This window comes from Caulobacter sp. LjRoot300 (assembly GCF_964253875.1).
Classification (GTDB): domain Bacteria; phylum Pseudomonadota; class Alphaproteobacteria; order Caulobacterales; family Caulobacteraceae; genus Caulobacter.
In genome coordinates this window covers 764688-778499 of sequence record NZ_CAXUSA020000003.1, presented here as the reverse complement: position 1 = coordinate 778499, position 13812 = coordinate 764688, and the positions used below count along the sequence as shown (strand labels likewise).

Annotated in this window: 15 protein-coding genes; 12 read left to right on the top strand and 3 right to left on the bottom strand. The window is 68.1% G+C overall.

Annotation, left to right across the window (positions count from 1 at the left end):
* Positions 1 to 11: 11 nt before the first annotated feature.
* From ACSQ2G_RS13780 to ACSQ2G_RS13730, 11 genes are all read left to right on the top strand, one after another.
* The gene (locus ACSQ2G_RS13780; RefSeq protein ID WP_436031706.1) at positions 12 to 668 is read left to right on the top strand and encodes a response regulator transcription factor; all 657 of its coding nucleotides are present in this window, start codon (positions 12 to 14) and stop codon (positions 666 to 668) included.
* Positions 665 to 2068 carry an ATP-binding protein gene (locus ACSQ2G_RS13775; protein ID WP_436031704.1) on the top strand — a complete coding sequence of 468 codons (1404 nt, stop codon included), beginning with the start codon at positions 665 to 667 and terminating at the stop codon, positions 2066 to 2068. The genes ACSQ2G_RS13780 and ACSQ2G_RS13775 overlap by 4 nt, the downstream gene beginning before the upstream one ends.
* A 109-nt stretch (positions 2069 to 2177) precedes the next feature.
* Complete coding sequence (locus ACSQ2G_RS13770; protein WP_436031702.1) at positions 2178 to 2855, top strand: MtnX-like HAD-IB family phosphatase; 678 nt, start codon at positions 2178 to 2180, stop codon at positions 2853 to 2855.
* Positions 2856 to 2870: 15 nt separating this feature from the next.
* On the top strand, positions 2871 to 4262 hold the full coding sequence (locus ACSQ2G_RS13765) for an aspartate aminotransferase family protein (protein ID WP_436031701.1): 1392 nt from the start codon (positions 2871 to 2873) through the stop codon (positions 4260 to 4262).
* An 8-nt stretch (positions 4263 to 4270) separates the two neighbouring features.
* Positions 4271 to 5191, top strand: coding sequence for an arginase family protein (locus tag ACSQ2G_RS13760; RefSeq protein WP_436031699.1), 921 nt, complete (start codon positions 4271 to 4273; stop codon positions 5189 to 5191).
* Positions 5188 to 5550 carry a permease gene (locus tag ACSQ2G_RS13755; protein ID WP_436031697.1) on the top strand — a complete coding sequence of 121 codons (363 nt, stop codon included), beginning with the start codon at positions 5188 to 5190 and terminating at the stop codon, positions 5548 to 5550. Before ACSQ2G_RS13760 ends, ACSQ2G_RS13755 begins: the two co-directional genes overlap by 4 nt.
* Complete coding sequence (locus ACSQ2G_RS13750; protein WP_436031695.1) at positions 5547 to 6383, top strand: alpha/beta hydrolase; 837 nt, start codon at positions 5547 to 5549, stop codon at positions 6381 to 6383. The genes ACSQ2G_RS13755 and ACSQ2G_RS13750 overlap by 4 nt, the downstream gene beginning before the upstream one ends.
* Complete coding sequence (locus tag ACSQ2G_RS13745; RefSeq protein WP_436031693.1) at positions 6376 to 7515, top strand: GNAT family N-acetyltransferase; 1140 nt, start codon at positions 6376 to 6378, stop codon at positions 7513 to 7515. Before ACSQ2G_RS13750 ends, ACSQ2G_RS13745 begins: the two co-directional genes overlap by 8 nt.
* The gene (locus ACSQ2G_RS13740) at positions 7512 to 7913 is read left to right on the top strand and encodes a hypothetical protein (protein WP_436031691.1); all 402 of its coding nucleotides are present in this window, start codon (positions 7512 to 7514) and stop codon (positions 7911 to 7913) included. Before ACSQ2G_RS13745 ends, ACSQ2G_RS13740 begins: the two co-directional genes overlap by 4 nt.
* Positions 7910 to 8704 carry a MipA/OmpV family protein gene (locus ACSQ2G_RS13735; protein WP_436031689.1) on the top strand — a complete coding sequence of 265 codons (795 nt, stop codon included), beginning with the start codon at positions 7910 to 7912 and terminating at the stop codon, positions 8702 to 8704. The genes ACSQ2G_RS13740 and ACSQ2G_RS13735 overlap by 4 nt, the downstream gene beginning before the upstream one ends.
* Before the next feature lie 3 nt (positions 8705 to 8707).
* Positions 8708 to 9661, top strand: coding sequence for a fatty acid desaturase family protein (locus ACSQ2G_RS13730; protein WP_436031688.1), 954 nt, complete (start codon positions 8708 to 8710; stop codon positions 9659 to 9661).
* Positions 9662 to 9717: 56 nt separating this feature from the next.
* Here ACSQ2G_RS13730 and ACSQ2G_RS13725 read toward each other — a convergent pair whose 3' ends face one another.
* Positions 9718 to 10056: a YciI family protein gene (locus ACSQ2G_RS13725; RefSeq protein WP_436031686.1), complete on the bottom strand. Its 339-nt coding sequence runs from the start codon at positions 10054 to 10056 to the stop codon at positions 9718 to 9720.
* A 142-nt stretch (positions 10057 to 10198) separates the two neighbouring features.
* Positions 10199 to 11173, bottom strand: a complete 975-nt coding sequence (locus ACSQ2G_RS13720) for a quinone oxidoreductase family protein (protein ID WP_436031684.1) — start codon at positions 11171 to 11173, stop codon at positions 10199 to 10201.
* 177 nt (positions 11174 to 11350) lie between these two features.
* On the opposite strand from ACSQ2G_RS13720, the gene ACSQ2G_RS13715 reads away from it, so the two are divergent.
* Positions 11351 to 12241, top strand: a complete 891-nt coding sequence (locus ACSQ2G_RS13715; RefSeq protein ID WP_436031682.1) for a LysR family transcriptional regulator — start codon at positions 11351 to 11353, stop codon at positions 12239 to 12241.
* Between the two features lie 34 nt (positions 12242 to 12275).
* Here the strand turns inward: ACSQ2G_RS13715 and ACSQ2G_RS13710 are convergent, their stop codons facing one another.
* Positions 12276 to 13802 (bottom strand): tryptophan halogenase family protein, encoded by a 1527-nt coding sequence (locus ACSQ2G_RS13710; RefSeq protein WP_436031680.1) that lies wholly within the window; start codon positions 13800 to 13802, stop codon positions 12276 to 12278.
* Positions 13803 to 13812 lie beyond the last annotated feature (10 nt).

Genomic DNA, 13812 nt, shown 5'->3' with positions numbered 1-13812 from the left:
GCGCGCCGGTCATGAGGCTGCTGCTGGTCGAGGATGACGGCATGCTGGGCGCGGCGATGCGGCGCGGTCTGGAGAAGGCCGGGCACGGCGTGGATTGGGCGCGCGACGGCGATGAGGCGATGGCGGCGCTCGCGATCCAGACCTACGCCGTCATCTTGCTGGACTTGTCGCTTCCGGTCATCGGCGGCCTGGAAGTCCTGCGCCGCTTGCGGGCGCGGCAGGGCGCGACGCCCGTCATCATCGTCTCCGCCAACGGACGGGGCGATCAGAAGATCGACGGCCTGGACGCCGGGGCCGACGATTACCTGGTCAAGCCCTTCGACCTGGATGAACTTCTGGCTCGGATCCGCGCCCAGATCCGGCGCAGCGAAGGCCGCGTCAACGATGTGCTGCAAGCCCAGGACGTGACGCTCGACATCGGCTCGCGGCAGGTTCGGCGCGCCGGAGAACCGGTGCAGTTGACGGCCAAGGAGCTGCGGGTGCTCGACATCCTGATGCGTCGGGCCGGGCGCTTCGTCAGCAAGGACGATCTGGAAAACGGCCTCTACGACGCGGGCGGCGGGGTCGAGAGCAACACCATCGAGGTGACGATCTACGCCTTGCGCAAGAAGCTGGGCGCGACCTTCATCGTCACAGCTCGGGGGCTTGGCTACATGGTGGGCAAATGAGGCCCCTGTCGCCGCCGCCGCCTCGGACCTCCCTCGCCAGCCAGCTGTTCCGGCGGGTGATCCTGCTGCTGGCTTCCATCATCGTGGTCATCTGCGCGATGATGTTCTGGACCGCGCAGGACGAGATCAACAAGGTCTATGACGGCCAGTTGATCACCGGCGCCAACGTGCTGCGCGCCCTGATGAGCGACGAGATCCAGGAACGGAAGGATGTGACGGCCGTCGCCCCGCCCATGGAAATCGGCGACGAATGGTTGAGCCAGGAGGATCGCAAGGCCTTCGACGCCTACGCCAACTGGCGAATGTTCCGGATCTGGAAGGCCGGACGTCTGGTGTTGGGGTCGGACACCGGCCCGGTCCTCACGCCGCCCGCGCCCGGGCAGAAAGGCTTCCAGACCTTGCGGTCGGGTCGCCACGCCTGGCGCATCTTCAGCCTGCCCATCCGGGACGCCGGGGTGACCGTCCAGGTCGGTGAGCGCACCAGCATCCGTTCCGTCTTCGTCAACCGCATTCTGGTCGAACTGGCCATTCCGCTGCTGCTGCTGATTCCGGCCAGCCTGGCGCTGATCTGGCTGGCCCTGACCGATGGCCTACAGGCGCTGCGAGGCTTGGTGGCGGCGATCGGCAAGCGCGGTTCGCGCGATCTCAGCCCCCTTGAGGTCGAAAGCTGGCCCCAGGATCTCCAGCCACTGGCCCGTTCGGTCAACGATCTGCTGCAGCGTCTGGAGCGCAGCTACGAGCACGAACGCCAGTTCATCGACAGCGCCGCGCACCAGCTTCGCACGCCCCTGGCGGCCTTGAGCCTCCAGGCCCAGCTGATCGCCCAGGAAGACGACCCTCAGGAGCGGGCCATGCAGGTAGGCCAACTTCGCGAGGGCGTGGCCCGGGCCACCGAACTGACGGAACAGCTGCTGACCCTGGCGCGACTGGGACCTCAGGTCGGCCCCGACCTCGTCGCCGATCCCCGCGCCGAGGTCGCCGTCGCTCTAGCCGAGATTGCGGTGGTCGCCGCCGACCGGGGCGTGGCCCTGGCCGTGGAGGGGCAGGCGCCAACGGTTATGGGCGACCCGGCCTTGGTGCGGTTGGCGGTCGCCAACCTCGTCCAGAACGCCGTCAACTACGCGCCTGGCGGGTCCGAGGTCCAGGTGACCCTGTCGGCGGACGACAAATTCGCCTGGGTGACGATCAGCGATCACGGCCCAGGAATCCCGTCCGACGAACGCCAACGTGTGTTTCAGCGCTTCTTCCGCGGCGTGCACGCGCGAGGTCGGGGATCCGGCTTGGGCTTGGCGATCGTCGAGGAGGCCGTTCGCGTGCTGGGCGGACGCCTCGCGCTTGAGGAGCGTTCCGACGGCGAGACGGGGCTGGAAGCCAGCCTCGGCTTGCCGCGCCGGTCCTAGAACCGCTCCAGGACGACCGTTGTCCACAATGACCTTGGCTTTGCCTCCATTGCTTCAGCTTCGCATCAGTTTGGACGCCTAGACCGCCGCTCTCGAACGGGAGAGGCGCATGCGGGTATTCTGTGATTTCGACGGCACGATCGCCAAGGTCGACACCACCGACCTGGTCCTGACCCGTCTGGCGGATCCGGCCTGGGAAGGTCTCGAAGAGCGCTGGACGCGCGGCGAGGTCACCGCCGCCGAGTGCATGCGCGGTCAGGTGGCGCTGATCGGCGGCGACGACACGGCCCTGGACGCCGTGCTCGACACGGTGGAACTGACCGAGGGTTTCGCCGCCTTCGTCGCCTGGTGCCAGGCCCATCACGTGCCGTTGACCGTGGTCAGCGACGGCGTCGACCATTTCATCGTCCGGATCCTGGAACGTCACGGCCTGGGCCGTCTGCCGGTGATCGCCAATCACCTGGTCGGCAATGGCGAGCTTGGACGGCGGCTGGAGCAGCCCTGGTCGCGCGCCGGGTGCGCCGCGGGCTCGGGCGTCTGCAAGTGCCAGGTCGCGGCACGGTCCGACGCGCGGGCTAACGACCCTCGCGACCTGATGGTCTTCATCGGCGACGGGCGCTCGGACTTCTGCGTCTCGGGCCGGGCCGACCTGCTGTTCGCCCGCGACAAGCTGGCCGCCTACGCCCGCTCACGGGCCATGCCCCACCACGAATTCTCCGACTTTCACAGCATCACCGCGACGCTCGCAGCCGCCCATGAGCGCCTGGCCCGCCGCGCCGCCATCTGACTGGAGTTCACCAGAATGTATGACGCCGAACACATCGCCCTCGACGAGGCCGCCCTGCGCGACCTGGAGGCCCAGTACTGCTCCTACGGCGACACCGTCCACTACCTGCCTGATCCCAAGTTCTTCGACGGCTGCGAGGGCTCGTTCATGTACGACAGTCAGGGCAGTCAGTTTCTCGACCTTCAAATGTGGTACTCAGCCGTCAACTTCGGCTACCGCAACCCGCGCCTGAACGCCGTCGCCCATCGCCAGCTCGACACCCTGCCGCAGGTGGCCAGCCAGTACCTGCACCGCGAGAAGGTCGAGTTGGCGGCGCTGATCGCCCAGGACGCCGAGAAGAAGTTCGGCCGCAAGGGCCGGGTGCACTTCAACGTCGGCGGCGCCCAGGCGGTCGAGGACTCGCTGAAGCTGGTGCGCAACGCCTCGGGCGGCAAGCAGCTGATGTTCGCCTTCGAGGGCGGCTATCACGGCCGCACCCTGGGCGCTTCGGCGATCACCTCGTCGTACCGCTATCGCCGGCGCTTCGGTCACTTTAGCGATCGCGCGCAGTTCATTGAATTTCCGTACCATTTCCGTGGCCCCAAGGGCATGAGCAAGGAGGAGTACGGCGCGGCCTGCGTGGCCAAGTTCGCCCGCCTGTTCGAGACCGAATACAACGGCGTGCTCGACACCAAGACCGGCCAGGCCGAATACGCCGCCTTCTATGTCGAACCCATCCAGGGCACCGGCGGCTATGTGATCCCGCCGCCCAACTTCTTCATCGAGCTGAAGAAGGTCCTCGACCAGCACGGGATCCTGCTGGTGGTCGACGAGATCCAGATGGGCATGTTCCGGACCGGAAAACTGTGGTCGATCGAGCACTTCGGCGTGCAACCTGATGTGCTGGTGTTCGGCAAGGCCCTGACCAACGGCCTCAACCCGCTGTCCGGTGTCTGGGCCCGCGAGGAGCTGATCAACCCGGAGATCTTCCCGCCCGGCTCGACCCACTCGACCTTCAATTCCAACCCGATGGGCACGGCCGTGGCGCTGGAGACCCTGCGGATGACCGCCGAGGTTGACTACGGCGCCCAGGTCATGGAGAAGGGCGCCTACTTCCTCGAGGGTCTGAAGGACCTGCAGAAGCGCTGGCCGCAGATCGGCGACGTCGACGGCCTGGGCCTGGCCCTGCGCGCCGAGATCTGCGAGGCCGACGGCTTCACCCCCAACAAGGCCCTGCTCAACCGCATGGAGGCCGAGGGGATGAAGGGCGACATCGACATCGACGGCAAGCGCTACGGCCTGATCCTCGACGTCGGCGGCTACTACAAGAACGTCATCACACTGGCTCCCTCGCTGGAGATCAGCAAGGACGAGATCGACCTGGCCCTGAAGCTCCTGGACGCGGTGCTGCGGCGTTGCGTCGACTGAGCGACAGGATGCGCCCCGTCATCCTGGACCTCGACGGCGCGTTCGAGGGCCAGGGCGACCTGGTCGCGGAGGTTCTGGGAGCCGACGGCGCCCAGGTGACGGCGCGGGACCTGGGTCCGGCGCTGCGCCTCTGGAGCCGGCCGCCGGCGCTGACGGCCTTGCGTCGGCGGCTGGGGGAGGCGAGCGCCCGTGCGGGTCCCGACTTGGTGTTCACCGGGTCGGGCGACTTCCACCACGTCTCGCCGCTCTTGATCGAGCGCGCGATCGCCGCCTCGGACGCCGGACCGGTGACGGTCGTGCACTTCGACAACCACCCCGACTGGGTGTTGTTCGACAACGGCCTGCACTGCGGATCCTGGGTCGGCCAGGCGGCGCGTCTGCCCGGCGTGTCACGCCTGCTCACGGTGGGCGTCTGCAGCCACGACATCGATCGGCCCTCGCCTCAGGGCGCGGATCTGGACCTGATCAAGGACGGCCGCCTGGAACTCTACGCCTATCGCGAGCCGCGGGGCGCGGCGAACGTCAACCTGTGCGGCCGCGACTGGCCGACGATCGAGGCGGTAGGCGAGGGGGCTTTCGTCGACCTGCTGGCGTCGCGCATCGAGACGGACGCCGTCTACATCACCATCGACAAGGACGTGCTCAGGGCCGAGGACGCGGTCACCAACTGGGACCAGGGTCGCACCAGCCTGGCGCTTCTGGAAACCCTGATCCAGCGCCTGGCCCAGAACCACCGGCTGATCGGCGCCGACATCGTCGGCGACTGGTCCAGGCCACGTTACGGCGGCGGCGTGGTCGCGTCCTTGTTGAAACGAGGCGAGGCCATGCTGGACCAGCCCTGGCGCGGCCCCGATCGCGAGGCGGCCCTGCGGCTGAACCAAGCGGTCAATCGACGTCTCTTGCGCCTGTTCGTGCAGGTCGCCGCATGACCCTCGATCCGACCACCGTCGGCCTGCTGGCCTACTGCGTCGCCGCCGAGATCGGCCGCGAACTGTGCTTCAAGTCGGCCGCCGACGGCGCCCAGAGCGCGACGCACTACGCAGTGGGCCTGGCGCAGCGTCCGCTGCTGTGGCTGGGCCTGGCCCTGTGGACCAGCGAGGCGGTCGCCCTGGTCCTGGCGCTGGAGCGGGCGCCCCTGTCGGTGATCTATCCGATCACCAACCTGCCCTATGCCGGCATTCCGATCGCCGGCGCCTTGCTGTTTCGCGAACGCTTGAGCCGCAGCCAGATGGCGGGCGCGGCCCTGATCGCCGTCGGCGTCGTCTGCGTGGGAGCGTCCGGCCTGTGACCTTCACCGACCACGGCTTTCGCCTGGCCTCGCCCGGTCGGCCCGGCGTGTTGCTGATACACGGCCTCACGGGGGCGCCCGGAGAAATGAAGTTTCTAGCCAAGAAGCTGCACCGCCGCGGCTTCGATGTCCTGGTCCCGCAGTTGGCCGGGCACGGCGCCGACCAGGCCGCCTTGCTGGCCAGCACCTGGCGCAACTGGCTGGCGTCCGTCGTCGCGGCCTACGACGCCTATGCGCAGGAAATCGACGAGATTCACGTGGCCGGCGTCTGCGTCGGCGGCGCCTTGGGGTTGGCGCTCTGCGCCCTGCGGCCCAGGATCAAGACCGCCGCCGTCTATTCCATGACCTTCGAACACGACGGCTGGAACATGAAGGGCTGGATGAAGGGGGCCTGGCTCATCCAGGCCGTGGCCAACCTGCCCGGCGTGCGCCGGATCAGCTTCGCCGAACCCTATCCCTTTGGCCTGAAGGACGAGCGGCTGCGCGAGCGCGTCGCCAAGGCGCCGGAGTCCTTCATCGAAGGCGCCCTGGATCGTCTGCCTTTCGGGGCGCTGTTCCAGATGTATCGGCTGGGTCGGCATGTCGAGCGGATCGGGCGCGACGTCCATGCGCCCTGCCTGATCCTGCATGCGCGCGAGGATGACATGAGCCACCCGCGCAACGCTTGGCGCCTGCGCAAGGCGCTGGGCGGGCGGGCCGACGTGCGGCTGCTCGAGGACAGCTACCACATGATCCATGTCGACCAGGAGAGGGCCCTTGTGGCCGACATGACCGCCGCCTTCTTCGGCGCCGAGGTCGAGGCGCCCGCCCGGGTCGCGCCCGTCCATGCTTGACGCGTTCGCTCCCAGCATTCGGGTGGTCGACACCATCGGCCAGATCGATCGCGACGCCTGGAACGCGCTGTTCCCCGGGGAGCCCGAGGACCACGACTACCTGGCGGCCGTCGAGGCGGCAGGGCTGGAGGGGTTCGGCTGGCGCTATGTCGTCGCCGAGCTGGACGCTCGGCTGTTGGCGGCAGCGCCGGTCTTCATCACCCGGTACGCGCTCGAAACGACCCTGGAAAAAGGCGCGGGCCGGGCCGCCGTCAGGCTCGTGGGTCGCGTCCTGCCCGGACTGACCACCCTCCGCCTGGCCTGCCTGGGCTCGCCCTGCACCGAGACCGTCCAGATCGGCTGGGCGGCCGGGCTGTCCCCGGATCAACGCGAGGTCCTGACCCGGCGGATGGTGGCCGCGCTCGACGAGACGGCGCGCGTGGAGCGGTGCGGGCTGGTCGCCGTCAAGGATGTCCCCGCGACGACCGCGGTCGCCTGGGCGACGGCCCTGGAACCCGCCAGCTACCACGCCGTTCCCGGCCTGCCGACGGCCGAGCTGGTCATCGATTTCGACAGCGTCGAGACCTATCTGGGCCGTTTGTCGCCCGGCACGCGCAAGGACATGCGCCGCAAGCTGCGGGCTTTGGACCATGTGCGGGTCGAGGTGCGCCGCGATCTTTTCGACCTGGAAGACCAGGTGATGGCGCTGTACGCCGGGACCCGGGCGCGCGGCGACCTTCAGTTCGAGACCCTGACCGCGGCCTACTTCACCGGCGTCCTGCGCCGGATGAGTGAGCGCGCGCTGTGCGTGCTGTACTTCGTCGGCGACGAATTGCTGGCGGCCAACCTGTTGCTGATCGGCGGCGGCGTTCTGCTGGACAAGTTCTTCTGCATGAGCGCCGAAGGGCGGCGCCACAACCTCTATTTTCTCAGCTGGTTCACCAATCTGGGACTTTGCCTGGAGCGCGGTCTGGGCCGTTATCAGAGCGGCCAGGCGGCCTATGACAACAAGCTGCGTTTGGGCAGCCGGCTGCTGCCGACCCGCTTGTATTTTCGACATCGCAACCCGGTGGCCAACTACTTGCTGCGTTGGATCGCGCCGCTGCTGGCGCCGACCCAACCGTCCGCGGCCTTTCGCGAGGCGGCGGCATGACCCTTCCCGCCTCGAGCTTCCGCGGCCGCTGGGCGCGTCGTTTGCTGTTCCTCGCCTTGCCGCTGCTGGGCCTGGCCTATCAACTGACCGCCAAGGAGACGGCCGACGCCATGGGCGGCACGCCGTTCGGGGCGCAATGGGTCCTGACCGCCCTGACGCTGCACTGGACCCAGGCGATGATCGCCCTGGAGATCGTCGGCTTCGGCGTCTGGATGGTCGTGCTGTCGGAGGTCAAGCTGAGCGAGGCGTTCCCGCTGTCGGCGCTGAGCTACGTGCTCGTCGTGGTGGCCGGCTGGACCCTGTTTCACGAGTCCGGCAGCGTCTTGCAAGTGCTGGGCGGCGCGGCGATCCTGGCGGGGGTCTGGCTCGTCGGGCGCTCGCCGGAAACCGAGGAATGAGCGGCTCGTCCCGCGGACTGGCCTTTGGCGCCCTGCTGCTGGCCAGCGCCTTGGCGACGATGGCCAACGCCGAGACGGGGGGCGCGACCGAGCCGGACTGGACCGTCGATGTCGGTGTCTTCACGCGCGTTCGACCCGACCACCTGGGATCGGACCGCTACACCTTCGACCTCCTGCCGATCGTGTCGGCGGGGTGGGGCGATCGCCTGACCGCCAGCCTCGACGACGGCCTCAAGTTGACGGCCCTGACCCGCGGCGCCTGGTCGTTCGGACCGGTCGTGGAATATCGCCAGTCTTACAACGACCGCCTGACGCGCGGCGCCTATCGCATGCCCGACGCGATCGAGGTCGGCGGCTTCGCCAAAACCCGAACCGCGCTCGGCGACGTCGAGCTGCGCCTGCGCAAGGCGACCGACGGTTACGACGGCTGGTCAGGCGATCTGTCGTTCGACACCGGCGGCCAGATCACGCCCCGTTGGACGGTCGGCGGCGAGGCCCGGCTGTCGTGGGCCGACGACGACTTCTCGCGAGAATATTTCGGCCTGCGCCGTCGCCAGCGCGAGACCCTGAACCTGCCGACGTTCGGCAAGAACGACTTCGTCAGCCTCGGCCTCGAACTGGACGCCCAGCGACGGCTAGGCCAGCGCACCGCCTTCGTCGCCACGCTCAGCGGGGATCGCATCGTCGGCGAGGCGTGGGAGAGCCCGCTGCTACGGACCCGCGACGTGCTCACCGCGGGCGTCGGCGTCACCTATCGGTTCGGTCGCGCCGAACCAGCATTGGGAGACTAGGCCATGGGCAGGATTTCGACGGGCTCTCCGTCCGACGCATCTGACGCCACGATCAAGCGGAAGGGCCGCTCGGTCTTTCGCTACACCGGCTGGGACCTGATCCCGGCGCTGCTGGTCTATGTCCACCTGGGCCTGATCCTGGCGTTCTTCCTGGCCTGGCCGGCCTTGTCGTGGCCCGAACGGATCGCCGGCGCTTGCCTCTACGGTCTGGCCATCGGCTGGAACCTGGATTCGGTGTCGCACAACTTCATCCACAACCCCTTCTTCCGATCGCCCTTCCTGAACCGGATCACCGAGTTCGCCCTGACGTTCGAGCTGGGCACGCCGCAGACCATGTACCGCTTCGTCCACATGCGGCACCACGCGGGCAATTCCGATCGCCCGGGGCCAGACGGCGAAACCGTTGATCCGATCTCGATCTACAGATACGGCGTCGAGGGCAAGGCCGAGCCGATGCTGTCCTACGTCTTCCTGCAGTTCTGGCGCGACGACGGTCCGTTCGAGGTCGCCCGGCGGATCCGCGCCAAGCGGCCCGACGAGGCTCGCCGCGCGCTCCAGGAGTTCTGGGCGATGGTCGCGCTCTACGTCGCGATGGCGGCGATCCACTGGCAGTTCGTGCTGCTGCTGGCGCCTTTCTACTATCTGGGCCAGTGCTTCTCGATGCTGATCGCCTATCACGAGCACCTGGGCGCCGATCCCAAGGCGCCGCCAGCCATGGGCGTGTCGACCTATGCGCCGCTCTACAACCTGATCTTCCTCAACAACGGCTACCACGCCGAACACCACCATCAACCCAAGTGGCACTGGTCGCGCATGGAAGCCCTGCGCCGACAAAGCCTGGCCGCCCAGGCCGAGGCGGGCACGCGCATCATCCGCCACGCCCACATGTTCGGCTTTCTGGAAGCGTCTTCGGCCGAGGTGCCTACGGCCAGGCGTCCGTCGTCCGCGCGGTTCTAGCCATTCGCCGCTGGAGCAGGCCGGGAGGGTAGGGGCCTCGCCAAGGCGCGCTCAGCCTAGCTTGCGGGATCGTACATGAATTCACGAAGTTCCTGCGAGCAACGGCAGGCGACCGCGATCTTCCTGGCCCATGCGACAGCGTCTTCCCGCGTGGGCAATTCCAGCACGGTGAATCCGCCGTTGATGCGACTGCCTGGATAGATCGCCTTGGAAACCTCGCCGTCGCGGGAAACCAGCACGGGATCGACCTGCTCCTCGATTCCTCCCCCGAACACATAGACGCCGGCGGCCTTGGCCTCTTCGATCACCGCATGGGCGTCAGCGGAGACGATCGGGAAATCTTCCTCCGTGAGCACCATGGCTTCGCTCGGAAAGGAGATGAGGTACTTGGTCATGCCCGGATAATGCCCCACGGAAGGCCGCAAGTGGAGAGGCGACGGATCAGACGGCGCTTGGCGACTGTATCACCTCCAGCACGCGTTTGAGCCTGGCCTCGAAGCGCCCGACGCCGCCCTGGGCGTCGTCGGGCTGATCCGGTTAGTCAAACACCAGCACTCGCTTGCCCGCCTCGGGGCGGGCGGCGGTCTCCTCCAGGGCCGTGCGGAAATCCTTCAGCCGGTGGCGGCCAGCGATCGGCACGACGACCGCGGGGTCGGCCAACTCGTCCAGCACGCTCTTCAGGTAGTCGGCGTCCTCGGGAGGCGGCGGCGCGAAGAAGTAGCGATAGACATAGGCGCGGATCTCCTGCAGCTCCATCAGCACCCGCAGGGCCGTGGTCTTGAACGGTTCTGGATCGTAGGCGCCGACGATCACCGCCCGACCGCGGAAGGTCAGGGCGTCCAGCAACTGGGTCAGGACCTCGCCGCCGACCGCGTCGGCCACGCCGTTCAGCCCCGCCCCGCCGGTGACGGCGCGCGCGGCGTCGGCCAATGACATGTCCAGGTCGGCTAGCGCGATCACCGCGTCGGCGCCCAGGGCCTCCAGGTCGCGGCCGGCGATACGCCGGCGCACCACCGCCAGAACGCGCACGCCGCGTCGGCGAGCCATCTGGATCAACAGGCCTGAGACCAGCGAATGGCCAGCCGTCACCGCCAGCCATTGCCCGGCTTGGACCTCGCTGGCCGTGAGCAGGTCGCGCGCGGTGATGGCCGGCATCAGCTGGGCGGCGCGGTCGATGGGGTAGTCGTCCGGCAGGGGGATCAGGGCCCTGGTGTCGATCGCCGCATATTCGGCCCAGACCCGGCCGGCGCTGAAGGCCACCAGGGTCCCAGCCGCCAGATTTCCGCCCGAGACCACCCGCCCGACGCCGTGGTTGCCGACTACCTGGCCCGGTAGCTGGGGCCGCTTGGCCTTGGGATAGAGCCCCTGGGTGAAGAAGAAGTCGCCCGGGTGGATCCCGGCGGCGACCATCCGCACCAGCGTCTGGCCCGGACCGGGCCGGGGCTCGGGAATATCCCGCAGCTCCACGACGTCGAGGGGCGAACCGATCCGGTCCTGAACAAGCGCTTTCATCGATGTGAACTCCGTGATCCTCGACGGAAGTTGTGAGGCGCGATGGAGATGTCGTCGCGCTCGCGATGGGACAATCGGCGCCTGCGGAGCGCTGTTTTCCAGATTTGGGATAATCTTGGCCTTGCGCGCAGACCCGGCCGGCCCGATCTCCAGCGCGCACGACCAGGAGACCATCGCATGCTGGGCTATGACGACGTGGCGATCTTCCTGCGCGTGGCGCGCGCGGGCAGCTTCGTGGCGGCCGCCCGCGACCTGGGTCTGCCGACCAGCTCGGTCAGCCGCCGCGTCGCGGCGCTCGAGGCGCGGCTGAAGACCCAGCTGCTGCGCCGCACCACCCGTGCGGTCGGCCTAACCGATGACGGTCGCGCCTTCGCCGACCGCTGCGCCGCGGCCATGGACGAGATCGAGGCCGCCACCCGGGGTCTTGATCTGTGCAATGCGCGCCTGTCGGGCCGCCTGACCGTCACCGCCCCTTACCACGTCTGCAACGAGGATTTCGCGCCCCACCTGCTGGACTTCGCCGCCGCCCATCCGGACCTGGTCATGGACCTGCGGCTGACGAACGGCGCGCCCGACCTGATCGAGCAGGGCGTCGATGTCGCCTTTCAGCTGGCCCCGCTTCCGGACGGCCGCCATGTGGCCCGCAAGCTGTGGGCCGCGCCCTATGGGGTTTTCGCCAGCCAGGCGTTCCTCGACCGCCATCCGGAGGCCGCCGACCTGGACCATCCGCGCCGCCTGGCCCGCCTGCCGGCCATAGTCACGCCGCCGATCAATGGCTGGCGGTTCGTCGATGCGGGCGGCGAGATCTTCACCTTCGCGCCGCGCACCCTGGGCGGCACGGTCGACGACCTGTCGCTGGGCGCGCTGGCTGTGCGGCGGGGCCTGGGCGTCGGCTACCTGCCCAAGGGACTGGCCGGCCGCTTTCCGGACCTGATCGAGCTGACGCTGTCCGGCTGGCGCGTCGCCGACCGCGAGCTCTATGCCCTCTATCCGGCGGGCCGGCAGATGTCGCCCAAGGTGCGCGCGGTGATCGACCATGCCCTGGCCGCCCGCGCGGCGCATCAATAGCGCCTGGGGCGCTACGCCGAGGCGGACGCAAACATCAGCCCGCCGCCGAGCGGCAGTGCTTGTCGATGAACTGCTGATGTCCGGGCATGCCGTTCACCCGGTCCTGGATGCTGGTGCGAACCTTGGCCAATCTCAGCTTCAGCTCGTCCTCGGACAGCAGGTCAGCCACCGGGTGGTGATCGGCGGGCGTCAGACCCTGGCCCATCAGCACCGCGAACCAGCTCTGCTCCTTGAACAGCTCATGGTGCACGACCATCGCCTCGCCGCGCGCGCGGAAGATCTCCAGTCGCGTGGCCAGGCTGTCGGGGATGCTCATCGATTTGCAGTAGCGCCAGAACGGCGTGTCCTCGCGCTCGGTGATCTTGTAGTGGGCGATCAGGAAGTCGCGGATATTGACGTAGTCGGCTTCCATCTCCGCGTTGTAGCGGTCGATGATCAACGGGTTGAAGCCGCCCTTGGGGAACATCGCCAGCAGCTTGGAAATGCCCGCCTGCACCAGATGGATGCTGGTGCTCTCCAGGGGTTCCATGAAGCCGCTGGCCAGACCCAGGGCGACGCAGTTGCCGATCCACGATTTGCGGCGGCGGCCCGTGACGAAACGCAGGATGCGCGGCTCGGCCAGGGGCGCGCCGTCCAGTCGGGTCAGCAGCAGCCGGGCGGCCTCATCCTCGCTGATGAACTGATCGCAGAACACGTAGCCGTTGCCCGTGCGGTGCTGCAGCGGGATGCGCCACTGCCAGCCAGCCTCGCGTGCGGTGGCGCGGGTGTAGGGGACGGGATCCTCGACCTTGGCGCAGGGCACGGCGGCGGCGCGGTTGACCGGCAGCCAGTGACTCCAGTCCTCGTAACCCGCCTTCAGCGTTTCCTCGATCAGCAGGCCCCGGAAGCCCGAACAGTCGATGAACAGGTCGCCGCGGATCGTCTGGCCGTCCTTCAGGAGCAGGCTCTCGATCAAGCCGTCCTGACCGTTCCGCTCGACCTTGACGATCTGCCCTTCGACCCGGCGGGCCCCGCGCTTCTCGGCGTAGCGGCGCAGATAGGCGGCATAGAGGCTGGCGTCGAACTGGAAGGCGTAATTGATGTTGGGCAGGCTGGTCGGGCGGCCGTCGCCGGTGCGCCCGAACTTTCCCTGGCGGGCGGCCTCGGTCTCGGCGTTGAAACGGCCATGGTCGGTTCCGCCGCCGGTCTGCATCCAGCGCAGCCAGTAGTGGTTGAAGTTGATCCCGTCCATGTCGACACCGAACTGGCCGAACGGGTGGAAGTAGCTGTGGCCCTCGCGACGCCAGCCGGCGAACTCGATGCCCAGCTTGAACGTGGCGTTGGTCTCGCGGACGAATTCGTTCTCGTCGATGCCCAGCACGTTGTTGAACATCGTGATCATCGGGATCGTGGCTTCGCCGACTCCCACCGTCCCGATCAGCTCGGATTCGACCAGGGTGATCGTGTAGGCCTGGGTTCCCATGACCTTGGACAGGGCGGCCGCGGCCATCCAGCCCGCCGTGCCGCCGCCGACGACGACGATGTCGCGAATACGTCTGGAAGGCGTCGGGGGAGCGGGCATGAGGCGACCT